Raw genomic sequence first — 25,562 nt, 5'->3', positions numbered from 1 at the left:
GGCCGCGCTCAGCGCGGCGGCGACCAGGGCACCGACCCGGCCTGGTCCAGATACCTCACGCGCGTGGCACGGCCATGCCGCAGCACCAACCCCTCGCGCGCCGGCGGCAGCAGTACGGCAGTGGCATGGGTGGTGTTGGCCTGGTAGAGCCAGGCCACGCCACCGCGCAGATCGAGCAGCTCGATCTTGCCCTCGATACGGGCGCTGCCACCCGCCACACCGGCCAGTACCAGCCAATCCTCGCCGCGGGTGAAGCCGGCCTGGTGCAGGCCCACAAGCGAACTGGAATAGACATGTTCGCGCTGCCAGCCGGCCAGGTTCCAGCGCACGGTCTCGTGCTGCAGGCCCTGGTACAGGGGCGGCACATCGTCGTGCAGCGCCTGCGCCCGCACGGGTGAGCGCTGTACCGTCACCAGCCGGGTGCCCTTGTCGAGCAACATCACCGCCAGCATGTCGTTGCGCGGCCCCGGCGCATGGGCGGCATGACGGTCCACGACCTCCAGCCGCGGGATGGCCGCGTCGCGCTGCAGGCGCAGGAGCAGCACCACGCCCTTGTCGGTGCCGGCGGCGATCAGGCCCGAGGCCTCGTCCCAGTCCAGGCAGGTCACGCCGCCATCCCCCGGCACCCGCAACGGCGCGCCGACCAGCGCGCGGCTGGCATGGTCATAGATGTGCAGTTCGTCGTAGCTGGCCAGCAGGTACAGGCCGCGCAGTGGCGTGGCCGAAGCCGCGCCCGGCTTCCAGTGCTCCTCGCGGAAGGCATGCAGCAATTCGCCACTACGGGCGTCCCAGACCTTTGGCCCGTTCTCGTACTGGACGATGTCGCCGACCTCGACGTTGCCGAAGCTGGAGCGGCTGATCACGATCCCGTCGGCAGGACCGAAGGTGATGTCCTGGGTACGCAGTTCATGGGCCTGCAGCGCGATGCGCACATCCTTCCTGCGCGCATCCCAGAGCTCCAGCCGGCCCGAGTCACGACCGACCGCCAACAGCCCCATCTGCGGCGAATACGCCGCCGACCATGCGTCGTCGTCCAATCCACGGTTGGCGTCCACGAACGATTGGGTGAATTCCGGCCGGATGCCCACCGTGCAGGCTGCCAGCAGGACCGGCAGGAAAAACATCGCCATCCGGTATCTCATCGCCCCGCTCCCTGGTCGATCCAGCACCCGTTGTACCGATCCCGATGCCCGAGTCCCGCGAGGGCGGGGACGCCCGATTGCTCGTGCGGATGCGGGCCGTGCGGGTATCCCGCCGCTCCCCGCACCCTGCCGGCGTGGCTCAGGGCCAGGCCGGCGGATTGGCAGCCCAGGCCCGCTGCACTTCGGCCAGGCGCGCGCGCTCCTCGTCCGTCCATGCCGGCAGCAACTGGGCGAAGCGCGCCGGGTCGTTCCAGAGCTGCGGCTCGGTCCGCACCGCCGCCGCGTACCACTGCACGGCTTCATCGCGGCGGCCCAGCGTCCACAGCGCCAGCGCCAGCGTTGGCGGCACCCATGCGACGTTGCCGCGGGTGGCCTGCGCGGCGGCGCTCCATTGCTGCAGCGCCGCCTCGGCATCACCGTGGCGGTACAGGCTCCAGCCCTGGTTCCAGCGGATGCCGCGGGCCTGCGACGAACTCTCCGAAACGGCGGCCAATGCCTCCTGGTAGAGCTTCTCGCCGATTTCCACCCGGTTCTCGGCATAGGCGACGCCGGCCAGCTGGATCGTGGCTTCCACGCCCTTGCGGCCGCGCTCGCGCAGTTTCATCAACTGCTCGACCAGCTCCGGCTGATCCGGCGGCAGCGCGTGCACCGGCCTGGCCGCGACATCGTCATCGAAATAGAACTCGGCGATCTTCGGCATCCCTTGTGCCCACGCCGTCGAACAGAACAGGCCGGCCAGCAGCATCAGGCCACCGGCCACGCCCCTTATCACCTGCATGTTGCAATCCCCATCATTCATGTTCCAGCAAGGTCCGATCCTAACCGCTCGGCGGCCGCTCCGCGACCCCGGCTCCCGGACCTGGCCGGCCCTGGGAGCGCCTCCAGGGGTCGGCGCAGGGCCCCCGGCAGGGTGGCAAAACCCGCGCTGGTACAATCGCCGGCCGCGTGCGCGCCGCCCTGGCGCGGCAGCCGACGCCAGCCGTTCCTGCAATGGGCCAGCCATGACCAGTACCGCCGAACTCACCTCCCCCGCCTCCGCCAACACGCCGCTGATCGGCGTGCGCGACCGCGATTACACGCTCGAGCACAAGTACACCCGCACCGACGGGCGCATCTACCTGAGCGGCGTGCAGGCGCTGGTGCGGCTGCCGTTGATGCAGCAGCAGCGCGACACCGCGGCCGGGCTGAACACCGGCGGCTTCGTCAGCGGCTACCGTGGCTCGCCGCTGGGCGGCTTCGACCTGGAGCTGTGGCGCGCCCGCCGGCACCTGGAGGCGGCCAAGGTGAAGTTCGTGCCCGGGCTCAACGAGGATCTGGGCGCCACCATGGTCTGGGGTACCCAGCAGGCAAACCTGTTCCCCGGCGCCAACGTCGATGGCGTGTTCGGCATGTGGTACGGCAAGGGCCCGGGCGTGGACCGGTGCGGCGACGTGTTCAAGCACGCCAACGCCGCCGGCACGTCCCGGCACGGCGGCGTGCTGGCCCTGGCCGCCGACGACCATGCCTGCCGCAGCTCGACCCTGCCGCACGGCAGCGAGGACGAATTCGTCAGCGCGATGATGCCGGTGCTCAACCCGGCCGGCGTGCAGGACATCCTCGACCTGGGCCTGGTCGGCTGGGCGATGAGCCGCTACACCGGGCGCTGGATCGGCTTCAAGACCATCGCCGAGACGGTCGAATCCTCGGCCTCGGTGGACGTCAACCCGTTCGCCCGCCGGATCATCCTGCCGGAGGATTTCGAGATGCCGGCGGCCGGGCTCAACATCCGCTGGCCGGATCCGCCGCTGGAGCAGGAGATGCGCCTGCACCGCTACGCGGTGAAGGCCGCGCAGGCGTTTGCACGCGCCAACGGCATCGACAGGGTGGTGATGGATTCGCCGCGCGCGCGGCTGGGCATCGTCACCACCGGCAAGAGCTACCTGGACGTGCTGCAGGCGCTGGAATACCTGGGCCTGGACGAGCGCGCCTGCGCCGAGATCGGCATCCGCGTCTACAAGGTCGGCATGACCTGGCCGCTGGAGCCGCAGGGCATCGGCGCGTTCGCGCGCGGCCTGGAAGACATCGTCGTGGTGGAGGAAAAGAAGGCCTTCATCGAGCGGCAGATGAAGGAGTACTTCTACAACTGGCCGGCCGGCTGGGGCGCGCGCCCGTCCATCGTCGGCAAGTACGACGAGCAGGGCGAGTGGATCCTGCCGTCCACCGGCGAACTCACCCCGGCCACCATCGCCGGGGTCATCGGCCGCCGCATCCAGCGTTTCTTCAACACCGAATCCATCGAACAGCGCCTGCGCTGGATGGACGAGAAGGAAGCGGAGATGGCGCTGCCGCGCGCGCAGTTCCCGCGCGTGCCGCACTACTGCTCGGGCTGCCCGCACAACACCTCCACCAACGTGCCGGAAGGGTCGCGGGCGATGGCCGGCATCGGCTGCCACTACATGGTGACGTGGATGGACCGCGACACCGACACCTTCACCCACATGGGCGGCGAAGGCGTCACCTGGGCCGGGCAGGCGGCGTTCACCGACACCGCGCACGTGTTCCAGAACCTCGGCGACGGCACCTATTTCCACAGCGGCTCGCTGGCGATCCGCCAGGCGATCGCCGCCGGCGTCAACATCACCTACAAGATCCTCTACAACGACGCGGTGGCGATGACCGGCGGACAGCCGGTGGACGGCACGCTCACCGTGCCGCAGATCGCCCAGCAGATGCGCGCCGAAGGCGTGCACACCATCGTGCTGCTGTCCGACGACATCGCCAAGTGGAAGCTGCGCCGCCACGAGTTCCCGGCCGACGTGGAGTTCCACGACCGCGCCGAGCTGGACGCGGTGCAGAAGCACCTGCGCACGGTGAAGGGCACCAGCATCCTGATCTACGAACAGACCTGCGCCACCGAGAGACGCCGCCGCCGCAAGCGCGGCAAGCTGGTCGATCCGCCCAAGCGCACGATGATCAACTCGCTGGTCTGCGAAGGCTGCGGCGACTGCGGGCAGAAGAGCTTCTGCGTGTCGGTGCTGCCGAAGGAGACCGAGTTCGGCCGCAAGCGCGACATCGACCAGTCCAACTGCAACAAGGACTTCTCCTGCACCACCGGCTTCTGCCCGAGCTTCGTCACCGTGCACGGCGGCCAGCTGCGCAAGGGCCGCAGGAGCGATGCCGCCAGCCTGCTCGACAACCTGCCAAGCCCGGCGTTCCGCAGCGACCTGTCCCAGCCCTGGAACATCCTGATCACCGGCGTCGGTGGTACCGGCGTGGTCACCATCGGCGCGCTGCTGGGCATGGCCGGGCACCTGGAGGGCAAGGGCGCGACCGTGCTCGACCAGACCGGGCTGGCGCAGAAGGGCGGCGCGGTGACCACCCACATCCGCATCGCGCGCGCGCCTTCGGACATCCATGCCGTGCGCATCGCCGCCGGCGAGGCCGACCTGGTGCTGGGCTGCGACATGGTTGTGGTCAACGACTACTGGGCGCTGTCCAAGGTGCGCGGCGAACGTTCGCAGGTGGTGCTCAACACCTATGAGGCGATGCCCGGCACCTTCACCACGCACCCGGACATGCAGTTCCCGGCCGCCGACATCATCGCCGGGGTGAAGGTGGCCCTGGGCGGGCGCGACCCGATCCTGCTCGATGCCACCCAGCTGGCCACCGCACTGCTGGGCGATGCCATCGCCTCGAACCTGTTCATCCTCGGCTTCGCCTGGCAGCAGGGGCTGGTGCCGCTGTCGCTGGAAGCGCTGATGCGCGCCATCGAACTCAACGGCGCCGCCATCGAAATGAACCAGCGCGCCTTCGCCTGGGGCCGCCTGGCCGCGATCGACCCGCAGGCGGTGCAGCAGGCCGCCGGGCTGGTGCGCAACGCACCGACCGAAGCCGAGCGCACCCCGGGCACGCTGCGCGAGCTGCCGCCGGGCGAGTGGGAAGGCAGCGAAGCCGGCGCACCGTCGGCGCCGCGCAACCCGGGCAACGAGCCGGAAGTACGCGGCCTGCCCGCCAGCGACCCGCACCCGGGCGACACACCGTTCGCGACCCTGGACGACACCCGCCTGTCGCGCTCGCTGGACGAACTGATCGCACGCCGCAGCGGCTTCCTCGTCGATTACCAGGATGCCGCCTACGCCACCCGCTACCGCCAGCTGGTGGACGCGGTGCGCAAGGCCGAGCAGCGCGTGGCGCCGGGCAGCACCGCGCTGACCGAAGCGGTGGCGCGCTACTTCTTCAAGCTGATGGCCTACAAGGACGAATACGAGGTCGCCCGCCTGTACACCAGCGGCGATTTCCTCAAGCGCGTGGCCCAGCAGCTCGAGGGCGACTACCAGGTGCGTTTCCACCTGGCGCCGCCGCTGTTCGCCAAGCGCGACGAGCAGGGCCGCCTGCAGAAGAAGGAATACGGGCCGTGGATGTTCAAGGCCTTCGGCCTGTTGGCGCGGCTCAAGGGCCTGCGCGGCAGCCGCTTCGACATCTTCGGGCATACCGCCGAGCGCCGCGGCGAACGCCAGCTGATCGCCGATTACGAGCGCACCCTGCAGGAACTGCTGGGCTCGCTCGACGCCGGCCGGCTGGCGCTGGCGGTGGAGATCGCCAGCATTCCCGAGCACATCCGCGGCTACGGCCACGTCAAGGAAGCACACCTGCACGACGCCAGGGCGCGCGAGGCGGCGCTGCTGGCCACGTGGCGCAACCCCAAGGCGCTGCATATCGTGCAGGCGGCCTGAGCACTGCGGCGGCCGCTCGGCCCGGACGCCCCGCAGCGCGGTGCGTCCGGTTGATTGCATCGGCCGGCGTGTGGCCGCGACCGGCTCAACGCCGCGGCGCGAGGATCCTGCCCAGCAGGTCGGCGCGGCCGGGGATGCGGCGCAGGTGCGGGTAGCGCAGGCCGTCGCGGTAGTCGATGCGCACGCTGCGGAAGCTGTCGGCCTGGCGCACGATCAGCTCGATCGGGGTGCCGTCGCTGGCATCGGCCACGGCCTGCTTCAGGCGCCCGCCGGTGTAGGCCAGGCCGTTGACCGCCAGCACGGTGACGTCCTTCGCCAGCCCGGCCTTGAACGCCGGGCTGTCCCAGCCCACCCATTGCAGCACGCCATCGCTGCCGGCCTTCAGGCCCAGCGAATACTGCAGGTCGACCAGGCCGCCGGCCTCGCCGTCGGCGATCACCGGGTTCGGCGTCTGGCTGTAGTAAAGCTCCCAGCCCGCGGCTTCCAGGCCATCCGGCACGCTGCCGTCGCGCGCCTCCAGGCGCTGGCCGATGAAGGCGTCCCAGGCGCCGGGCTGCACCGCTTCCAGCGCCTGCATCACGTCGCTGCGGTCGTACAGGCGGATCTCGCCCTGCGCACCGCCCTGGTGGAAGCGCCGGGCGAAGTCGTCCAGCGCCACCTTGCCCCTGGACAGCGTGCGCAGCCGCGCATCCACGCCCAGCCACAGCAGCGTGCTCTCGTTGTAGAACTCGAAGGCGCGCTGCCAGTCGGCCCAGGCCTGCGGCTTGGAATTGAAATCGAGGATGCCCTGGTGGACGGTGTCGTGCAGGTCGCGCCACTGCCGCCCCGGCTGGGTCGCATAGTTGGCCTGCAGCTGCGCCAGCATGGCCAAGGCGTAGTCCGGCGCCCACAGGCCCGAACGCGCGGCCAGCACCACCGCCCAGTACTGGGTCTGGCCTTCGTACATCCACAACTCGTCGTTGTGCATCGGCGCGTTGTAGTGCGGCACCCAGGTCGGGCGCGGCCGCCACGCCTTACCGATCCAGGCATGGGCGTATTCGTGCGGCAGCAGGTCGTTGTCGGTGTAGGGACGCTCGCCGCGCAGGTAACCGTCGTGCATGCCGTTCTCGCTGGACTGCGCATGCTCCAGGCCGATGCCGCTGAACACGTCCGACACCGCCAGCAGGAAGTCGTAGCGCGTGTACGGGCGCGCGCCGAACACCTTGTCGGCTTCATGCACCAGTGCACGGTGCGCATCGAGCACCTTCGGCTCGGCCTGCAGTCCCTGCGGGTTCTCGGCGACCACGTCCAGCCACACCGGCTGGGCGGACTTGTCGTCCAGCGCGAAGCGCCGGAACCAGCGCCCGGCGAATACCGGCGAGTCGATCAGCGTCATCAGCGACACCGGCGCATAGTGCTCGGCCGTGCCGTCGCGCCGGACCACGTCCAGCGCGGTGCCGCTGCGCCAGCCCTCGGGCAGGCGCAGGGTCGGCTTGACCTGGATGCCGCGCGCATCGTACCCGGCCGGGTACAGCACCACGCGGTGCCACTGCAGGTCGAGCAGGTTGGGCGTCATCGCCACCCGGCCCTGGTCGGCGGCGGTGGGCGACAGGTACTGGAACTCGACATCGAGCGCGTCCACGCCGGCGGGCACCTGCAGCCGGAAGGCGTACATGTCGCCGGGGTCGCGGCGCCACGGCAGCGGCTGGCCGTTGCCGCGGATCACCAGCCCGGCCATCTGGTTGATCGGCCCGGTCGGTGCATGGTTGCCGGGTATCCACTGCGGGTACCACAGGGTCAGCGGGCCGGGCGACACCGGGATGCGCTGGCGCACGCGCTGGATGCGCCGTTGCAGGTCGCTGGCATCCACCTCCAGTTCGATCACGCCCGGGTAGCTTGCCTGCACCTGCATCGCCGCCTGCCGTGCATCGCCGCCGTGCGCGTGCGCGCACGCCAGCGGCGCCAGCCCCAGCACCATCGCCAACCACCACTTGTGCGCGTACATCCGTCCCCCTGCCCCGTGTTGAAGTTTCCGCATCCTAGCCGTTCGGCAGCGGTGTCCGCTGCCACACAAGGGTGCGGTTGTTGGCCGGCATCGCCGCGTCCTCGCGCAGCTCCAGCCCCTGCGCGCGCGCAAGCGCGTCGATCGCCTCGAAATCGCGGATGCCCGAACGCGGGTCGCGTGCCTTCAGCCAGCCATCGAATACGCGGTTGCTGTCGCTGCTGAAGTCGCCACCGTAGTTGAACGGTCCGTAGGCGATGAACCGCGCCCCCGGCGCCAGCAGCGCCGGCAGCCCGGCGAACAGCGCCTGTACTTGGTCCCAGCCCATGATGTGCAGCGTATTGGCGGTGAACACGGCATCGAAACCGGCCACGCCATCGGCCACCGGCAGCGGCGGCGCCGGCTGCAGCCCGGCGCCGGCCACCGCCTGCAGTTCCAGCGCGGCCGGGGTATTGGCCAGCGCGGCCGCCTCCAGCCATTGGCCGATGCCGGGCAGGTGGTCGCGGTGATCGCTGGCCTGCCAGCGCAGCCACGGCATCGCCGCGGCGAAGTACACCGCGTGCTGGCCGGTGCCGCTGCCGATCTCAAGCACGCTGCGGGCATCGCCCAGGTGGCGCAGCAGCACCGCGAGGATCGGCTCGCGGTTGCGGTCGCAGGACGCGGCGTGGGGCTTGGCGGTCATCGCGGCGGGCGTAATGGGTGATCCGGGCGATTGTGCCGGAGTGCCGGCCCACGCCGCGCATGACCATGGTCACTTGTGCGCGCACCGCATGGCAGCCGAGATTCGGCTGTTATGCGCGGTGCGACCGCATCGCATCACCCAGGGAGTCCCGCATGCAACGCCGCCAGTTCCTCGCGCTTTCCGGCCTCGGCCTCGCCGGCATGATGCTGCCCAACGCGCGCCTGATCGCCGCCGAGGAACTGCTTGCCCCGGCCGACGTGGCGCGCAAGAAGGCACTGGCCGACACCGTGCTGGCACTGGCGCGCAGGGGCGGTGCCAGCTACTGCGACGTGCGCATCGGCCGTTACCTCAACCAGGCCATCATCACCCGCGAGGACAAGGTCCAGAACGTCACCAACAGCGAATCGGCGGGGGTGGGCATCCGCGTGATCGTCGACGGCGCCTGGGGCTTCGCCGCCAGCAACCAGTCCAGCGAACAGGGCGTGGCCGCGGCGGTGACGCAGGCGTTGGCCATCGCCCGCGCCAACGCGAAGATCCAGACCCGGCCGGTGCAGCTGGCGCCCACCCCCGGGGTGGGCGAGGTGCGCTGGCAGACGCCGATCCGCCGCAACGCCATGGCGGTTCCCGTCAAGGACAAGGTGGAACTGCTGCTGGCGGTGAACGCCGCCGCGCTCGACGCCGGTGCCAGCTTCATCAATTCACAGCTGTTCCTGGTCAACGAGCAGAAGTACTTCGCCTCCAGCGACGGCTCGTGGATCGACCAGGACGTGCACCGCATCTGGCTGCCGTTTACCGCTACCGCCATCGACAAGGCCAGCGGCAGGTTCCGCACCCGCAACGGGCTGTCGGCGCCGGCCGGCATGGGCTGGGAATTCCTCGACGGCGACGCCGTGGGCAAGTACCCGCTGCCCGGCGGCGTGATCGGTTACGGCCACTCCTATGACCCGGTGGAGGATGCCATCGCCGCGGCGAAGCAGGCGCGGCAGAAGCTCACCGCGCCGTCGGTGAAGCCGGGCAAGTACGACCTGGTGCTGGACCCGTCCAACCTGTTCCTGACCATCCACGAGAACGTCGGCCACCCGCTGGAGCTGGACCGCGTGCTCGGCTACGAGGCCAACTACGCCGGCACCAGCTTCGCCACCCTGGACAAGCGCGAGGCCGGCTTCCGCTGGGGCAGCGACATCGTCAACTTCACCGCCGACAAGACCGAGCCCTACAGCCTGGGCGCGGTGGGCTACGACGACGAGGGCGTGAAATGCCGGCGCTGGGACCTGGTCAAGGACGGCATCCTGGTCAACTACCAGGCCACCCGCGACGAGGTGCACATCCTCGGCGAGAACGCCTCGCACGGCTGCAGCTATGCCGACTCGTGGAAGAGCGTGCAGTTCCAGCGCATGGCCAACGTGTCGCTGGCACCCGGCAAGACGCCGCTGACCCCGGCGCAGATGGTCAAGGACGTGGAGAACGGCATCTACATCCACGGCCGCGGCTCCTACTCCATCGACCAGCAGCGCTACAACGCGCAGTTCGGCGGCCAGCTCTGCTACCAGATCAGGAACGGCGAGATCACCGGCATGGTCGAGGACGCCGCCTACCAGATCCGCACGCCGGAGTTCTGGAATGCCTGCTCGGCGATCTGCGACGCACGCGATTTCCGCCTGGGCGGCTCGTTCTTCGACGGCAAGGGCCAGCCGGGCCAGGTCTCGGCGGTGTCGCACGGCGCGGCGACGACCCGCTTCGACGGCGTCAACATCATCAACACCGCGCGCAGCCTGGGCTGAGCCGCGCGCGGCATGCCGGCGGGTTGCCATCGGCCGGTCGCATGGGTGCCCGGCCGTCGCACCGGTGAAAGCGGTACCGGTTCCTATGTCTAAAGTCACTACCGCGGCCAACCGCGTCCCGCAAGAATCGAACGGTTCGCGGAGCGCCGCGGAGCCACCGTCGTTCGTTGCCGTACCGCAACCGGAGAACTGCCTTGCAAAGACGTGACTTCCTCGCCCTGACCGGGCTCACCGCCGGCGGCCTGATGGTGCCGTCGTTCTTCGGCAAGGCGATCGCCGCCGAACAACTGCTCACCGCGATGGACCCGGCATTGAAGAAGCGGCTGGCCGACGATGCGATGAACGCCGCGCGCGCCGCCGGCGCCAGCTACTGCGACGTGCGCATCGGCCGCTACCTGCGCCAGTTCGTGATCACCCGCGAGGACAAGGTGCAGAACGTGGTCAACACCGAATCCACCGGTGCCGGCATCCGCGTGATCGCCAACGGCGCCTGGGGCTTCGCCGCGACCAACGACCTGAGCCCGGCCGGCGTGGTCAAGGCCGCGCAGCAGGCCGCCGCCATCGCCAAGGCCAACGCCCGGGTGCAGACCGCGCCGGTGCAGTTCGCCAAGGCGCCGGGCTTCGGCGAAGTGAGCTGGCGCACGCCGATCCGCAAGAACGCGATGGAAGTGCCGATCAAGGACAAGGCCGACCTGCTGCTGGGGGTCAACGCCGCCGCGCTTGCCGCCGGCGCCAGCTTCGTCAACTCGATGCTGTTCCTGGTCAACGAACAGAAGTACTTCGCCTCCACCGACGGCTCCTACATCGACCAGGACGTGCACCGCATCTGGGCGCCGATGTCGGTGACCGCCATCGACAAATCCACCGGCAAGTTCCGCACCCGCGACGGCCTGTCCTCGCCGATGGGCATGGGCTTCGAGTACCTGGACGGCGACGCCGGGCAGAAGTTCGTCTCGCCCAACGGCGTGGTCAACTACGGCCGCTCCTACGACATGCGCGAGGACGCCATCGCCGCGGCCCGGCAGGCGCAGGAGAAGCTCAAGGCGCCGTCGGTCAAGCCGGGCAAGTACGACCTGGTGCTGGACCCGTCGCACACCTGGCTGACCATCCACGAGTCGGTCGGCCATCCGCTGGAACTGGACCGCGTGCTCGGCTACGAGGCCAACTACGCCGGCACCAGCTTCGCCACCCTGGACAAGCGCGAGCAGCATTTCCAGTACGGCAGCGACAAGGTCGACATCTTCGCCGACAAGACCCAGCCCGGCAGCCTCGGCGCGGTGGGCTACGACGACGAAGGAGTGAAGTGCAAGAAGTGGGACCTGATCCGCGAGGGCAAGCTGGTCGACTACCAGACCATCCGCGACCAGGCGCACATCCTCGGCAAGACCGAGTCCGACGGCTGCTGCTATGCCGATTCGTGGTCGAGCGTGCAGTTCCAGCGCATGGCCAACGTGTCGCTGGCACCGGGCAAGACCCCGCTGAGCGTGGCCGACCTGATCAAGGACGTGGAAAACGGCATCTACATCATCGGCGACGGCTCGTTCTCGATCGACCAGCAGCGCTACAACGCGCAGTTCGGCGGGCAGCTGTTCTACGAGATCAAGAACGGCCAGATCACCCGCATGCTGGAGGACGTGGCCTACCAGATCCGCACGCCGGAGTTCTGGAACGCCTGCAGCGCGGTGGCCGACGAGCGCGACTACCGCCTGGGCGGCTCGTTCTTCGATGGCAAGGGCCAGCCCGGCCAGGTCTCGGCGGTGTCGCACGGCTCGTCCACCGCCCGTTTCGACGGCATCAACGTCATCAATACCGCGCGCAGCCTCGGCTGACCGTCCAAGGAGTTCCTGAGCAATGAGCATCTTCACCGAACAGCAGGCCAAGGCCATCCTGGACAAGGTCATCGCGCTGTCCAAGGCCGACGAATGCACCGCGACCCTGGCCGGCTCCATCGACGGCAACATCCGCTTCGCGCTGAACAACGTCTCCACCAGCGGCATGGTCACCAACGCCGAACTGGCCGTGCAGGTGGCCTTCGGCAAGCGCGTGGGCACCGCCTCGATCAATGAATTCGACGACGCCTCGCTGGAGCGCGTGGTGCGCCGCGCCGAGGACCTGGCGCGACTGGCGCCGGAGAACCCGGAGTTCATGCCCATCATCGGCAAGCAGGACTACAAGCCGAGCCCGACCTTCAGCGAATCCACCGCCGCCATCGACCCGGAGTTCCGCGCCAGGGTCGCCGCCGACTCCATCGCACCGTGCCGCGGCCGCGGCCTGGTCGCCGCGGGCTTCCTCGAGGACAGCCGCGGCTTCATCGCCATCGCCAACAGCAAGGGCAACTTCGGCTACCAGCGCACCACCTCGTTCGACTACACCTGCACGGTGCGTACCGAGGACGGCCGCGGCTCGGGCTGGGTCGGGCGCAACCTGAAGGACGCGGCCGATTTCCGCGCCGAGCAGGAGATCGAGATCGCCAAGCGCAAGGCGATCGAGTCGGCCGAGGCCAAGGCGCTGGAGCCGGGCAAGTACACGGTGATCCTGGAGCCGGCCGCCGCCGCCGGCCTGATCAGCTTCATGATGAATTTCTTCGACGCGCGCTCGGCCGACGAGGGCCGCAGCTTCCTGTCCAGGAAGGGCGGCGGCAACAAGCTCGGCGAGCAGGTCTACGACCCGCAGGTGAACATGTTCGCCGACCCGTGGCATCCGGACGCGCCGGTGCTGCCGTGGGACGGCGAAGGCATGCCGCGCGAGCGCATGGCCATCATCGAGAACGGCAAGGTGATGAACCTGAACTACTCGCGCTACTGGGCGCAGAAGCAGGGCAAGACCGCCAGCGCGCGACCGGGCAACCTGCTGATGAGCGGCGGCAGCAAGTCCATCGCCGACCTGGTCAAGGGCACGCAGAAGGGCATCCTGCTCACCCGCACCTGGTACATCCGCCTGGTCGACCCGCAGACCGTGCTGCTGACCGGCCTGACCCGCGACGGTACCTTCTACATCGAGAACGGCCAGATCAAGCACCCGGTGAAGAATTTCCGCTTCAACGAATCGCCGGTGATCATGCTCAACAACATCGACGAACTGGGCAAGCCGGTGCGCGTGGCCGGCGACGAATCCAGCTTCGTGATGATGATCCCGCCGATGCGGCTGCGCGACTTCACCTTCACCTCGCTGTCCGACGCGGTCTAGGCAAGCCCGCCCCTGGTTGCGCCGACGCGAAACCAGGGGTCCCGTGTTCCGGCCCTGCCGATTCCCCGCGGCCGTCGCCGCGCCCCCCTTCGCCAAAGGGGGGCTCCGTTCCCGAGATGTTCCCGCCTTTGTCACCGTCCCGGCTAACGCGTGCGCAATTCCTCCAGCTGCTGCTCGGCGGCGCGGCGGCGGCCGCGTTTCCCCGGCAGGCGCGCGCGCAGGCCAGCCGCTACGACTTCTGGTTCACCCGCCTGCGCTACGACTCCGGCGACTGGGACGTGGATGCGCGCATGCCGTCCAACCTGATCACGTCGCTGATCGACTACACCACGCTGCGCGTGGACCCGAACGAGCACGTCGTCGCCCTGTCCGACCCGAAAATGCTGCGCGCGCCGTTCTGCTACCTGGCCGGGCACAAGCTGGTGGAGTTCAACCCCGACGAGCGCCGCAATTTCGAGCGCTACGTGCGCAATGGCGGTTTCGTGCTGGTGGACGACTGCAACCACGACATCGACGGCCTGTTCGCCACTTCGTTCGAGGCGCAGATGCGTGCAATCTTCGGCGCCGGCGCGCTGAACAAGCTGCCCAACACGCATCCGCTCTACAGCAGCTTCTTCAGGTTTCCCGAAGGCCCGCCGGCGACCACGTTCGAGCTCAACGGCTGGGGCGACGACCTGGTGCACGACTACCTGAAGGGCATCGAGATCGACGGCCGCCTGGGCGTGCTCTACAGCAACAAGGACTACGGCTGCGAATGGGACTACGACTGGCGCAACAAGCGCTTCCTGGCCGAGGACAACACGAAGTTCGGCGTGAACATCGTGATGTACGCACTGACGCATTGACTCCACTGGTGACCGCATGAACACCCCCGCCCCCGATCTGGATTCCCTGCTGCCCCGCCTGGGCGACCTGCGCGCCGCGCTGGCGCAGGCCGTGGTCGGCCAGCAGGAAGTCGTCGAACAACTGCTGATCGGCCTGCTTGCCGGCGGCCACTGCCTGCTCGAAGGTGCGCCCGGACTGGGCAAGACGCTGCTGGTGCGGTCGCTCGGCCAGGCCCTGGAACTGCAGTTCCGGCGCGTGCAGTTCACCCCCGACCTGATGCCCAGCGACATCCTCGGCACCGAGCTGCTGGAGGAAGACCACGGTACCGCCAAGCGCGTGTTCCGCTTCCAGCGCGGGCCGGTGTTCACCAACCTGCTGCTGGCCGACGAGCTCAACCGTACCCCGCCCAAGACCCAGGCCGCGCTGCTGGAGGCGATGCAGGAGCACACCGTCAGCTATGCCGGCACCACCTACGCATTGCCCGCGCCGTTCTTCGTGCTGGCCACGCAGAACCCGATCGAGCAGGCCGGCACCTACCCGTTGCCGGAGGCGCAGCTGGACCGTTTCCTGCTGCACGTGCGCGTGGACTACCCCAGCGAGGCCGAGGAGCGCGACATCCTCGCGCAGACCACCGGCCGCGGCGGCGGCACGGTGCCCAAGGTGATGGATGCCGATGCGGTGCAGGCGCTGCAGGCGGCGGTGCGCGACGTCCACGTCGGCGCCGACCTGCTGACCTGGATCACCCGGCTGGTGCGCGCCAGCCGGCCGGGCGATGGCGCGCCGGCCGAGGTGGACAACTGGATCAAGTGGGGCGCCGGCCCGCGCGCCGGGCAATCGCTGGTGCTGGCGTCCAAGGCGCGTGCGCTGCTGCACGGCCGCTTCGCCGCCACCCGCGAGGACGTGCAGGCGCTGGCCGCACCGGTGATGCGCCACCGCCTGCTGCTGTCCTTCGCCGCCGAGGCCGAGCAGAAGAGCGCCGACGACGTGGTCGCCGCGCTGCTGCGCGCGGTGCCGTACCCGGCCTGAGCCAGCCCCGCGTTCGCCTTGGCCGCCGCCCCGCCCCCGCTGATTCCCGCCGACGTGCGCAGCCGCCTGCGCGGCCTGCGGCTGTTGCCGCAACGGGCCAGCGGCCGCCGCGGCATCGGCATGCACGCCAGCCGCAGCCGTGGCGCCGGGCTGGAGTTCGCGCAGTACCGCGCCTACGAGCCCGGCGACGAACCGCGGCAGATCGACTGGAAGCTCTACGCGCGCTCGGACCGCTTTTTCGTGCGCGAATCCGAGCGCGAAAGTCCGCTCACGGTGTGGCTGCTGCTCGACACCACCGCCTCGATGGCGCAGGCCGACCGGGCGCGCAGCGGCTGGACCCGCCTGCACGGCGCCTGTGCGCTGGCCGCATGCGTGGCCGAGCTGGCGCTGCAGCAGGGCGACGGCTTCGGCCTGATCGCGATCGGCGGCGACGGCGTGCGGCTGCTGTCGGCCGGGCATGGCCTGCGCCAGCGCGACCGCCTGCACCTGCAGTTGCATGCGCTGCGTGCGCACGGCCGGTGGCCGCCGCGCGAACGGCTGGCGCCGGTGTGGGAGCGCATCGCCGGCAACGACCTGGTGGTGATGATCGGCGACGGCTTCGACGACGACGCCATCTCCCTGGCCGAACGCCTGGCCAGGGCTGGCCGCGACGTCGTGCACCTGCAGCTGTTGACCGCCGAGGAGCGCGACTTCCCGTTCCGCGACGGCCACCGGTTCCGCGACCCGGAAACCGGCGACGAGCTGCTCGGCGACGGCGCCGCGGTACGCGCCGGCTACCTGGCCCGCTTCGCCGAGGCGCGGCGCACGCTCGACGCACGGCTGCAGGCCGCCGGCATCCGCCATGACACCGGCTTCCTCGACGAGGCCATCGATGCGCCGCTGCAGCGGCTGGCCGGTCGCCGTGGGGGTCACCGCGGATGAGCCTGGCATGGCTGTTCCCGGCGGGGCTGGCGGCACTGGCGAGCCTGTTGCTGCCGTTGCTGATCCACCTGGCGCGGCGCGACGAGCAGCGGCTGCTCGACTTCGCCGCGCTGCGCTGGCTGGTGGCCCGGCCGCGCCCACGCCGGCGCATCCGCTTCGACGACTGGCCGCTGCTGCTGGTACGGCTGCTGCTGCTGGCGCTGCTGGCACTGCTGCTGGCACGGCCGGCGCTGCACGGCGTGGAGGATGTCGCGCCGCGCGTCGCCGTGGCACCCGGCGTGGACATCGCCAGCGCACGCCGTGCCGTTCCCGGCGAGCAGGCGCAATGGCTGTGGCTGGCACCGGGCTTTCCCGCGCTGGATGCGCCGGCGGTGCCGGCATCGCCGCAGCCGCTGGCCAGCCTGCTGCGCGAACTCGATGCGACGCTACCACCCACCGTTCCGCTCACGGTGGTGGTGCCGCCGGTGCTGGACGGACTGGATGGGCAACAGCCACGGTTGTCGCGCAGCGTGCGCTGGCAGGTGATCGAAGCCGCGCCGGCGGCTGCCGAGCGCGGCGAACAGGCGCCACCGCGCCTGCACATCCGCCATGACCAGGCCGGTGCCGCCGCGCTGCCATGGCTGCGTGCCGTTGCCCAGGCATGGAACGCCGCCACGCCACTCGACATCGCCGGCGACGAGCAACCGTTCGCCGACGCCGATGGCATCCGCGTGTGGCTGTCGGCCAGGCCGGTTCCGGCTGCAGTGCAGGCATGGGCCGGCGCTGGCGGTCGGCTGCTGGTCGACGCGCGCACGCCGTTGCCGGCTGCCACGCAGCACCTGCCGCTGTGGCGCGACGATGGCGGCGCGGCGGTGATCGAGCAGGTCACTGGCGACGCCGGGCAATGGCTGCGCTGGGCCGCCCCCCTGCAGCCCGCGGCAATGCCGGCGCTGCTCGATGCCGGCTTTCCGCAGCACCTGCGCGGGCTGCTGCAGGCGCCGCCCGCACCGACCCGGGCATGGGCCGCGGCAATGCGGCCGGACACGGGGGCCGCCGCGTGGCCGCAGCCGGCCTATGAACCCGTGCCCTGGCTGGTCGCCGCCATCGCCCTGCTGTTCCTGCTGGAACGCTGGCTGGCCAGCGCGCGCCGGCGCCGGGGGCAGGCATGAACCCGCTGGCACTGCTGCGCGGCGCGCGGCGCCGGCTGCTGCTTATCACGCTGGCCGGTGGCGTGCCGCTGGCACTGGCGCTGGGCGTGCTGGCGCTGCGCGTGGCCGGGTTCGACGCCGGCAGCGTGGTGCTCACCCTCGCCCTGCTCGCAGTTGCCGCCTTCGCCACCTGGCGCGCACGCCGGCTGGATGCACGCTGGCTGGTCGCGCGCCTGGACCAGCAACCGCGCCTGGAGGACAGCGCCGACCTGCTGTTCGCCGCGCCGCAGGCACTGAACCCGCTGCAGCAGCGCCAGCGCGCGCGCATCGAACAACGCCTGCGCACGGCGCCACCCGACCTGCGCCCACGCTGGCCGTGGCCGCGCCTACTCGCCTGCATCGGCACGGCGCTGCTGGTCGCCGGCGGCGCGGTACTGTGGCCGCGCGCCACCGGGGTCGCACCGCCCGGCCGCAACGACGAGCGCCCGGCAGCGGCCACGGCGGCCAGGCCGCCCGCGCTGCGCGGTACCCGGCTGGAAGTGACCCCGCCGGCCTATACCGGCCAGCCCGCCCTCGCCGGCGAGATCCTCGACGCGCGCGCCCTGCAGGGCAGCCACCTGCGCTGGCAGCTGCGCCTGTCGCCGCAACCGCAGCAGGTGTGGCTGCAGTTCCACGACGGCCGCCGGCTGCCGCTGCAGCGCGAGGGCGACTACTGGCAGGCGAGCCAGACGCTGCAGCGTTCCGGCCTGTACCGGATCGTCGCCGAACCCGCGCTGGCCGGTGCCGGACGCGCCTGGCGGCTGCAGGTGGTGCCCGACCGGCCGCCACAGGTGAAGGTGATCGAGCCGGCGCAGACGCTGACCCGGGCCGCGCCACGGCAGCGCCGCTGGGCGCTGCGGTTCGAGGCCAGCGACGACTTCGGCGTCGCCGCCGACGCGGTGCTGGAACTCACCAGCGCCAAGGGCAGCGGCGAGAACATCGACTTCCAGCAGCGCCGCATCACGCTGGCCGGCAGCGGTCCCGCCAACGCCCGCCGCTTTGCCTACGACGTCGACCTGGACGCGCTGGGCGTCGGCGCCGGCGATGAAGTGGTCGCGCGCCTGGGCGTGCGCGACAACCGTGCGCCGCAGCCGCAGGAAGCACGCAGCCCCAGCCTGATCCTGCGCCTGCCCAGCGCGCAGGAAGTGCAGACCAGCGACCTGGAAGGCGCGATCAAGAAGGTGATGCCGGCCTACTTCCGCAGCCAGCGCCAGATCATCATCGACGCCGAGGCATTGCTGAAGCAGCGCGGCGCGCTCGACGCCGACACGTTCACCCGGCGGGCGGATGCCATCGGCGTGGACCAGCGCATCCTGCGCCTGCGCTATGGCCAGTTCCTCGGCGAGGAGGCCGAGGGCGGTGCCAAGCCGCCGCCCACCGCCGACGCCCCGGCCGGCGCGCACGCCGACGACGATGGCCACGATCACGACCATGGTGCCGCCGGCAACGAAGGCGATGCCGCGGCCTTCGGCAGCGCCACCGACGTGCTCGCCGAATACGGCCACACCCACGACCACGCCGAGGCCGCGACCCTGCTCGATCCGCAGACCCGGGCCATCCTCAAGGCGGCGCTCGACCAGATGTGGCAGTCCGAGGGCGCGCTGCGCCGGGGCCATCCCGACAAGGCATTGCCCTACGCCTACAAGGCGCTGGGCTTCATCAAGCAGGCGCAGCAGGCCGAGCGCGTCTACCTGGCGCGGGTCGGTCCCGAGCTGCCGCCGATCGACATGGCGCGGCGCATGGGCGGCAAGCGCGACGGCCTGGGCAACCGCGACCTGCGGCTGCCGCGGCGGGCAGCGGGCGACACCACCCCGGTCGAGGCCTGGCGGGCACTGGCGACGGCCGGGGCCGCGGTCGACCTGGACGCGGTGTCGCGCTGGCTGGAGGCGCATCCGCAGGCCGTGCCCGACCCGCTCGACATCGCCGCCGCCATCGACGCACTGCGCCAGCAACCCGATTGCGACGCCTGCCGGCAACGCCTGCGCGACCAGCTGTGGCCGGCGCTGCCGCGCGCACCGGGCCCGCCGGCACGGCGCGAGGCCGCCGACGCCATGGGCCGGCGTTATCTGGATGCGCTGGCCGCACCACAGGAAACCGCTCGATGACCGCGTGGCTGCCGCTCGTCCTCATCGCCCTGGCCGTGCTGCTCGCCAGCCTGCGCCTGTGCCTGCCGCCGCGCCCGCCGCTCGCGCGCCTGTCGCTGTTGCTGGCGCTGCAGCTGGCCGCGGCGTTGCTGCTCGGGCTGACCCTGTTCCCGCCACGGCAGCCGGTGCCCGCCGATACGCTGCTGATCGCCAGCGCCGGCACCACCGCGGCGGCGCTGGCCGCCACCCCTGCCGGCATGCGGTTGCGCCTGCCCGAAGCGCCGGCACTGGCGGACGTGGACCGGATACCGGATCTGGCCACCGCGCTGCGCCGGCATCCGGGTACCCGCGAACTGGTCGTCGTCGGCCAGGGCCTGCCGGCGCGCGACCGCGATGCCGCACTGCCGCCGCTGCGCTTCCTGCCCGCCGCCGCGCCGCGGGGACTGGTGGAGCTGCAGGCGCCGGCGCCGCTCGCCGCCGGCGCACGCTTCGAGGTCGGCACGCGCGTACAGGGCCTGGCACGGGCGCGGGTGGAGCTGCTCGACCCGGCCGGGCATCGTGTCGCCATCGGCGTGCCCGGTGGCGACGGCCGCGTCCGCCTGGCGGCCAGCGCGCGCGAAGCCGGCGACGTCGAGTTCACCCTGCGCGCGCTCGACCGCGACGGCAAGGTGCTCGACCAGTTGCCGGTGCCGGTGCGCGTGCGCCCGCTGCCGGCGCCCGCGCTGCGCCTGCTTGCCGGCGCACCCGGGCCGGAACTGAAGTACCTGCAGCGCTGGGCCACCGATGCAGGCGCGCGCGTACAGACCGGCATCGATGTCGGGGGCGGCGTGCAGCTGGGCGATGCACCGCCGGCGATCGACCCGGCCGGCCTCGCCCGGCTCGACCTGCTGCTGCTCGACGAGCGCCGCCTGGCCGCCTTGTCGGTGGCGCAGCGCGCGGCCATCACCGCGGCGATGCGCGACGGCCTCGGCGTGCTGGTGCGCATGGGCGGCGCGCTGGACGGCAATGCCCGCCGCACCCTGCGCGACTGGGGGCTGGACCTGCGTGGCGGCGGACGGACCGCAACGGTGAAGCTGCGCGACGCCGGTGCCGACATGGGCGCGGGTACGGGTGCGGATGCAGGTACTGGCGGTGAGCGCGCGCCCGCGGCGCCGGCCATCGAGCGCTTCGACCTGGCGTTCGCCGATCCCGGCGTGGTGCCGCTGCTGCGCGCCGCCGACGACAGCGCGATCGGCGGCTGGCGCGCCTTCGGGCGGGGACGCATCGGCCTGCTGCCGATCGCCGACAGCTACACCCTGGTACTCGCCGGTCATGCCGACATCCATGCCGAACTGTGGAACCAGGTGCTGGCGGTGCTGGCGCGGCCGCTGCCGGCATCGCCGCTGGCACGGCTGCCCGCCTGGGCCTGGGCCGGCGAACGCGTCGCGCTGTGCGGGCTGCCGGACGGCGCACGGGTGCAGGCGCCCGATGGCGGCACCACCGCGCTGCTGGCCGATCCACGCGCCGGCAACTGCAGCGGCTGGTGGCCGCGGCAGGCCGGTTGGCACCGGGTCGTCGTCGGCGACGCCAGCGCCGGGGTGCGGGTCATCGACCCGGCCGCCGCACGCGCCCTGCATGCCCAGGCCACGCGCGAGGCCACCGCGGCCCTGCGCGGCGGCAGCGCCCCTGCCGGTACCCGCGCGCTGCCGGTACCCGGCCCGCGCTGGCCCTGGCTGCTGGGCTTCATCGGGGTGGCCGGCCTGTTGTGGTGGCTGGAACGCCGCACCCGCCCCGCCACGTAGCGGCACGCGCATGCGCATGCGCGACGGAGCAGCCAGCAGGCGCATTGCGCGCCCGCGACGGCCGGCGCTACCGGCGATCGCCCGTTGCCGATGCAGGCGAGCGACCGCCGGCGGCGGCGGTCACTTCCTGGCGCTGAAGATCGGCGTCAGGTAGTCGGGGGTGCCTTCGATGCGCTGCAGCGACGGGTAACGCAGGCCGCCGCGGTAGTCGATGGCAAGGGTGCGGTACACGTCCATGTCCTTGACCAGCAGGCGGATCGGCTGCTTGCCGTCCTTCGCGGCACACACCGCCTCTTCCAGCTCGTCGGCGCTGTACTGCAGGTCGTTGACCGCCAGCACCTGCATGCCGCTGCCGAGGCCGGCGTTGAAGGCCGGGCTGTCCCAGCGCACCTCACCGATGCGGCCATTGCCATCCAGGGACAGGCCCAGCGAGTAGATGAAGCTGGCGCCGCGGCCCTTCATCATCGCCTTGTAGTAGGCGCTGGGCGTGTCGCCATAGACCAGCTTCCAGCCGGCCGCCTCGATGCCGCCGGTCAGGCCCACCCGGCGCTCGAGGCGGTCGCGCAGGAATTGCGCCCAGTCGCCGGTGGGCTGCACCTGTTCCAGGGTCGCGGTGACGTCCTCGAAGGTGTACGTGTCGGGCCGTTCCCACTGGCCGTCGTTCTTTCCGAAGAACGCGCGGGCGAAATCGTCCAGGCTGCGCTTGCCGCTGCTCAGCCGGCGGATGCGCACGTCCGCTTCCAGCCACAGCATCTGCCCGCCCTGGTAGTAGTCCTCGCTCATCTGGTAGCCGCGGTAGGGCTTGGGTTTGCGTCGCGCGATCACCGGGTCGTTGGTGGTGTCGCCCAGCGAGCGCCACTCCAGCCCGGGGCGGTTGTCGGCATAGGTGGCCGCGACCAGCGCCAGCGCATCGCGCGAGGCATCCAGCGGGCGGATCCCGGAGCGCGCGGTCAGCACGTTGCCCCAGTACTGGGTCTGGCCCTCGTAGACCCACAGCAGGCTGCCCTGCATCGGCACGTTGTAGTTCAGCGTGGCCAGGTCGGCCGGGCGCCGGTACTTGCCGTCCCACGAATGCGTGTACTCGTGGCCGAGCAGGTCGCTGCTGCCGACCTTGGCGTTCCAGCCGCTGAAATAGTCGCGGTCCTCGCTGTTCTCGCTGGAACGCTGGTGCTCCAGGCCGATGCCGCCGAGCTGGCTGGTCACCGCGAACAGGAAATCGTAGTGGTTGTAGTGCTCGGCGCCGAACAGCCGGCGCGCCTGGGTCACCAGCGCGCGGTGCTGCTCGATGTGCTCGGGCCTGGCCTCCAGGTCCTTGGCGCGGTCGGCGAACACGTTCAGGCGCACCGGGCGGGTGCCGGCCGGGGCCAGGTCGATGCGGCGGTGGTAACGGCCGGCGAACACCGGCGAATCGACCAGGATTTCCAGGTTGGTCGGCGCGTAATGCACGGTGTCGCCGTCGCGGCGCTCGACCTCCAGCGCGCTGGCCGCTTCCCAGCCCTGCGGGTAGCGGGCGCTGGCGCGGTAGCTGATGGCGTGCGCGGCGTGGCCGGCCGGGTACAGCACCATCGCGATCCACTGCAGGTTGAGCATGTTCGGGGTCATCACCGTGCGCCCCTGCGAGGCATCGGTGGGGCTGAGGAACTGGTAGTCCATGCGCAGCTCGGCCACGCCTTCGGGCACCTGCACGTTGAAGGTGAAGACGTCGAGCGGGTCGCGGGTCCATTCCAGGCGCTGGCCGTTGCCGGTGACGACCAGCCCGGCCAGCTTCTCGATCGCGCCACTGGCGGCATGGTTGCCCGGCAGCCAGGCCGGATAGTGGAAACGCTGCAGCCCGGGCCGCACCGGCACGGTCTGGCGCACCTTGAACACCCGCTGGCCGAGGTCGGTGGCATCCACGTCCAGCAGGATCGTGCCCGGATAGGCCGCCTCGCTGATGGCGACGCCGCGGGCGTCGGTGGTGGGCACGTCGGGGGCGGCATGCGCCAGGCCCATGGCGGCCAACAGTGCCAGTCCCAGCAGGGCGGGGCGGATCGGGTGCATCGGCGGGTCTCTCGTCGGTTCGGGTCGACGGATGATCGCCCGGGCATGCGCTCCGCCACACGGGCCGTTAGCCATGCCCCGGCCCGGGTTCGTCAGGTGCGCACGAAGATCTCGACCCTGCGGTTGAGCTGGCGGCCGCCGGGGTTGTCCCTGCCATCGACCTCGTTGGGCGCCACCGGCTGCGTCTCGCCGTAGCCGCGCGCGCTGGCATCCTGCGCCACGCCACGCTGGCGGAGCGCCGCCACCACCGCCTGCGCGCGGCGTTCGGACAGATCCTGGTTGTAGGCGTCGCTGCCCTTGGCGTCGGTATGCCCGCGGACCTCGATGGCGCGGGCGGGAACCTTGGCCAGCGCGCCGGACAGCCCGTCCAGCACCTCGCCCGCATCGGCACGCACCTGCGCCTTGTCGAAGTCGAACAGCACCTTGTCGCTGAGGGTCACCACGAAGCCGCATGGCGCGCCCGAGGGCCGGAATCTGTCCAGCAGCGGGAAGCGCCCGGCCGGCGGCAGCGGCGGCAACGGCGCCATGCGCACCTCGCGCGCGACGGCACCCACGGTGCCGGTGCCGTCGCCGCGGTTCTCGGCGATGCCTTCGGGCCCGCCGATCCAGCGCCCGGAGCCATCGGCGCGCACCTCGATGCTGCCTTCCTCACCCACCCAGAGCCCCGAGCCATCACCGTGGTTCTCGATGTTGCCGAAGTCGCCCACCCAGGTGCCGCCGCCCTTGCCGTCCAGCGCGATATGGCCGAACTCGCCGACATAGGTACCGGAGCCATCGGCCTTCACCTCGAAGGTACCGGCGCTGTTGACGATGCTGCCGCTGCCGTCCGGATTGACCCGCACCACGTCCTCGCCGGTCACCGCCAGGCCGCTGCCGTCGGCGGCCACGTCGAACACGCCCTCACTGGCGACGCGCTGCAGGTTGCCGGCGGCGTCGACGTTGGTGAAGCCGCTCTCGTTGACCAGGGCACCGTCGGTGGAGCAGTTCGCCGGGCGCACGCTGATCCCGGCCAGCGGGTCGATCAGGGCCTGCATCGACGATTCCAGCTGCCGCTGCGCCGGGCCGCTGCCGACGATGCTGGGCACCATGATCTGTGGGATCGCCGGGAACTCGAAACCGGCATCGGCCGACGCCGCATCCTGCTCCTCCGTGGCCGCGGCGCCCGCCTCCGCTTGCGCGGCGGGCGGCGGTGATGGCGGGCTGCATGCCGACAGCAGCACGCTCAGGCAGGCCAGCGACAGGGGGACGATGCGCATGCAGCAGCTCCTGGGAGGGGGAGCCGTACTTTCGACGAAGCCGCGTTCAGGCATCGTGACCGGACCACCGCGGGCTTCGTTTGGCGTCACCAGGCATTCCCCACGGGATCGGCCGCGGGCGCGAAACGCAGCGGGCCGGACAGCGCGCGCACGGCGGTGCCCCGGTCGCTCCAGCAACAGCGTGGCACGCACCGCTGGCCCCGTGCCGTGGAGGTCACGGCCGGTGCCGGCTCAGCCGTAACGCACCTTCAAGCCTTCCAGCTTCACCACGCCGGCCTGTTCCAGTCCGGCGATGATCGCCCCCACGTCCTCGGCCCCGATCTGGTTCTGGAAGTGCGCGGCGACATGTTTCTTCAATGCGGCGAGCGTTCCGGGGCGTCCGGTCTTCGTCTTCGACAGCAGGGTCTTCATCCGCGTCAGCCGTTGCGTCGCCGTCACCGACGCTGCCGATTCGCCCTGCGGTGGTGGCGCAGGGGCCTTCTCCACCACCACCGTCACCGCCTTCGCCTTCGGTTTCGGTTTCGGCTTCGTCGCGGGCACGGCGACCGCGTCCGTCGCCACCGTCTGTCTGAACAGCGGCATCCCGGCGATCGAAGCCGAACGGCAGGCACGTATCTTCCTTGCCTTCAGGTGTTCCACCAACGGGTCGAAGCCGGTGTCCCTGGAAATGATGTGGAAGAACCCATCCGGGTCGTTGCCGGACAACTGGCCGATATAGAACGCGATATGGAAGTCCAGCGCGTTGGGTCCATTACCGCAGATGCGCACATAGTCCGCGCGCTCGCGCATGGCCTGCATCTGGATCGCCAGCTCGGACGACAACTTGGCCTGGCCCGCGCCCACGAACACCCACAAGCGGATATCCGCCCGATGCAGAAGCCCCAGATCGGTAGGCTGCACGTTCTCGTGGTCGATCAACACGTAATTGATGCGGCCACTCTGGATTGGTGCCAACGCGACTGCCCCTGCCAGCATGTGC

17 protein-coding genes are annotated in these 25,562 nt (G+C 70.9%); 10 read left to right on the top strand and 7 right to left on the bottom strand.

The features are described 5' to 3' along the window. Window positions 1-8 precede the first annotated feature (8 nt). Together QQA12_RS00415 and QQA12_RS00410 are read right to left on the bottom strand one after the other, a co-directional pair. Window positions 9-1,130 carry a hypothetical protein gene (locus QQA12_RS00415; protein WP_233324889.1) on the bottom strand — a complete coding sequence of 374 codons (1,122 nt, stop codon included), beginning with the start codon at window positions 1,128-1,130 and terminating at the stop codon, window positions 9-11. Between the two features lie 151 nt (window positions 1,131-1,281). Then, complete coding sequence (locus QQA12_RS00410) at window positions 1,282-1,920, bottom strand: tetratricopeptide repeat protein (protein WP_054662163.1); 639 nt, start codon at window positions 1,918-1,920, stop codon at window positions 1,282-1,284. A 223-nt stretch (window positions 1,921-2,143) separates the two neighbouring features. On the opposite strand from QQA12_RS00410, the gene QQA12_RS00405 reads away from it, so the two are divergent. Next, window positions 2,144-5,854, top strand: coding sequence for an indolepyruvate ferredoxin oxidoreductase family protein (locus QQA12_RS00405; RefSeq protein WP_226050815.1), 3,711 nt, complete (start codon window positions 2,144-2,146; stop codon window positions 5,852-5,854). A gap of 85 nt (window positions 5,855-5,939) precedes the next feature. On the opposite strand, the gene QQA12_RS00400 is transcribed toward QQA12_RS00405, so the two are convergent. Then, complete coding sequence (locus QQA12_RS00400) at window positions 5,940-7,838, bottom strand: peptidase M61 (protein WP_226050816.1); 1,899 nt, start codon at window positions 7,836-7,838, stop codon at window positions 5,940-5,942. 34 nt (window positions 7,839-7,872) lie between these two features. Beyond that, entirely contained in the window at window positions 7,873-8,517 is a 645-nt protein-coding gene (locus QQA12_RS00395) for a DUF938 domain-containing protein (RefSeq protein ID WP_056932535.1), read from the bottom strand. A gap of 152 nt (window positions 8,518-8,669) precedes the next feature. Between QQA12_RS00395 and QQA12_RS00390 the strand changes: the two genes are divergently transcribed. The 9 genes from QQA12_RS00390 to QQA12_RS00350 all read left to right on the top strand — a co-directional run bounded on the left by QQA12_RS00390 (window position 8,670) and on the right by QQA12_RS00350 (window position 21,287). Next, entirely contained in the window at window positions 8,670-10,298 is a 1,629-nt protein-coding gene (locus QQA12_RS00390) for a TldD/PmbA family protein (RefSeq protein WP_056932534.1), read from the top strand. Between the two features lie 194 nt (window positions 10,299-10,492). Continuing rightward, window positions 10,493-12,127 carry a TldD/PmbA family protein gene (locus QQA12_RS00385; RefSeq protein ID WP_226050817.1) on the top strand — a complete coding sequence of 545 codons (1,635 nt, stop codon included), beginning with the start codon at window positions 10,493-10,495 and terminating at the stop codon, window positions 12,125-12,127. 22 nt (window positions 12,128-12,149) lie between these two features. Next, window positions 12,150-13,484 carry a TldD/PmbA family protein gene (locus QQA12_RS00380; protein ID WP_226050818.1) on the top strand — a complete coding sequence of 445 codons (1,335 nt, stop codon included), beginning with the start codon at window positions 12,150-12,152 and terminating at the stop codon, window positions 13,482-13,484. A gap of 128 nt (window positions 13,485-13,612) precedes the next feature. Beyond that, a complete protein-coding gene (locus QQA12_RS00375) occupies window positions 13,613-14,329 on the top strand; it encodes a DUF4159 domain-containing protein (RefSeq protein ID WP_226050819.1) in 717 nt (238 codons plus the stop codon). 16 nt (window positions 14,330-14,345) lie between these two features. Further along, window positions 14,346-15,335 (top strand): MoxR family ATPase, encoded by a 990-nt coding sequence (locus QQA12_RS00370; RefSeq protein WP_226050820.1) that lies wholly within the window; start codon window positions 14,346-14,348, stop codon window positions 15,333-15,335. Between the two features lie 18 nt (window positions 15,336-15,353). After that, window positions 15,354-16,256, top strand: coding sequence for a DUF58 domain-containing protein (locus QQA12_RS00365; RefSeq protein WP_226050821.1), 903 nt, complete (start codon window positions 15,354-15,356; stop codon window positions 16,254-16,256). After that, window positions 16,253-17,404 (top strand): BatA domain-containing protein, encoded by a 1,152-nt coding sequence (locus tag QQA12_RS00360; protein ID WP_226050822.1) that lies wholly within the window; start codon window positions 16,253-16,255, stop codon window positions 17,402-17,404. Before QQA12_RS00365 ends, QQA12_RS00360 begins: the two co-directional genes overlap by 4 nt. Next, complete coding sequence (locus QQA12_RS00355; protein WP_226050823.1) at window positions 17,401-19,527, top strand: DUF4175 domain-containing protein; 2,127 nt, start codon at window positions 17,401-17,403, stop codon at window positions 19,525-19,527. The genes QQA12_RS00360 and QQA12_RS00355 overlap by 4 nt, the downstream gene beginning before the upstream one ends. Beyond that, window positions 19,524-21,287 (top strand): hypothetical protein, encoded by a 1,764-nt coding sequence (locus tag QQA12_RS00350; protein WP_226050824.1) that lies wholly within the window; start codon window positions 19,524-19,526, stop codon window positions 21,285-21,287. Before QQA12_RS00355 ends, QQA12_RS00350 begins: the two co-directional genes overlap by 4 nt. Before the next feature lie 120 nt (window positions 21,288-21,407). On the opposite strand, the gene QQA12_RS00345 is transcribed toward QQA12_RS00350, so the two are convergent. From QQA12_RS00345 to QQA12_RS00335, 3 genes are all read right to left on the bottom strand, one after another. After that, a complete protein-coding gene (locus QQA12_RS00345; protein ID WP_226050825.1) occupies window positions 21,408-23,327 on the bottom strand; it encodes a peptidase M61 in 1,920 nt (639 codons plus the stop codon). Between the two features lie 92 nt (window positions 23,328-23,419). Further along, window positions 23,420-24,583, bottom strand: coding sequence for an OmpA family protein (locus QQA12_RS00340; protein WP_226050826.1), 1,164 nt, complete (start codon window positions 24,581-24,583; stop codon window positions 23,420-23,422). Between the two features lie 231 nt (window positions 24,584-24,814). Beyond that, on the bottom strand, window positions 24,815-25,558 hold the full coding sequence (locus tag QQA12_RS00335) for a PIN domain-containing protein (RefSeq protein WP_226050839.1): 744 nt from the start codon (window positions 25,556-25,558) through the stop codon (window positions 24,815-24,817). Between the last annotated feature and the right edge of the window lie 4 nt (window positions 25,559-25,562).

Source organism: Stenotrophomonas sp. 17(2023) (genome assembly GCF_030345315.1).
Classification (GTDB): domain Bacteria; phylum Pseudomonadota; class Gammaproteobacteria; order Xanthomonadales; family Xanthomonadaceae; genus Stenotrophomonas; species Stenotrophomonas acidaminiphila.
This window is presented reverse-complemented; position numbering and strand designations above follow the sequence as displayed.

Excerpts from the sequence above, each read along its gene's own strand:
- QQA12_RS00345 (WP_226050825.1), bottom strand. The coding sequence starts at position 23,327 with ATGCACCCGATCCGCCCCGCCCTGCTGGGACTGGCACTGTTGGCCGCC.
- QQA12_RS00380 (WP_226050818.1), top strand. The coding sequence starts at position 12,150 with ATGAGCATCTTCACCGAACAGCAGGCCAAGGCCATCCTGGACAAGGTC.
- QQA12_RS00350 (WP_226050824.1), top strand. The coding sequence starts at position 19,524 with ATGACCGCGTGGCTGCCGCTCGTCCTCATCGCCCTGGCCGTGCTGCTC.
- QQA12_RS00405 (WP_226050815.1), top strand. The coding sequence starts at position 2,144 with ATGACCAGTACCGCCGAACTCACCTCCCCCGCCTCCGCCAACACGCCG.
- QQA12_RS00395 (WP_056932535.1), bottom strand. The coding sequence starts at position 8,517 with ATGACCGCCAAGCCCCACGCCGCGTCCTGCGACCGCAACCGCGAGCCG.
- QQA12_RS00340 (WP_226050826.1), bottom strand. The coding sequence starts at position 24,583 with ATGCGCATCGTCCCCCTGTCGCTGGCCTGCCTGAGCGTGCTGCTGTCG.
- QQA12_RS00415 (WP_233324889.1), bottom strand. The coding sequence starts at position 1,130 with ATGGCGATGTTTTTCCTGCCGGTCCTGCTGGCAGCCTGCACGGTGGGC.
- QQA12_RS00400 (WP_226050816.1), bottom strand. The coding sequence starts at position 7,838 with ATGTACGCGCACAAGTGGTGGTTGGCGATGGTGCTGGGGCTGGCGCCG.
- QQA12_RS00355 (WP_226050823.1), top strand. The coding sequence starts at position 17,401 with ATGAACCCGCTGGCACTGCTGCGCGGCGCGCGGCGCCGGCTGCTGCTT.
- QQA12_RS00335 (WP_226050839.1), bottom strand. The coding sequence starts at position 25,558 with ATGCTGGCAGGGGCAGTCGCGTTGGCACCAATCCAGAGTGGCCGCATC.
- QQA12_RS00370 (WP_226050820.1), top strand. The coding sequence starts at position 14,346 with ATGAACACCCCCGCCCCCGATCTGGATTCCCTGCTGCCCCGCCTGGGC.
- QQA12_RS00410 (WP_054662163.1), bottom strand. The coding sequence starts at position 1,920 with ATGCAGGTGATAAGGGGCGTGGCCGGTGGCCTGATGCTGCTGGCCGGC.
- QQA12_RS00360 (WP_226050822.1), top strand. The coding sequence starts at position 16,253 with ATGAGCCTGGCATGGCTGTTCCCGGCGGGGCTGGCGGCACTGGCGAGC.
- QQA12_RS00390 (WP_056932534.1), top strand. The coding sequence starts at position 8,670 with ATGCAACGCCGCCAGTTCCTCGCGCTTTCCGGCCTCGGCCTCGCCGGC.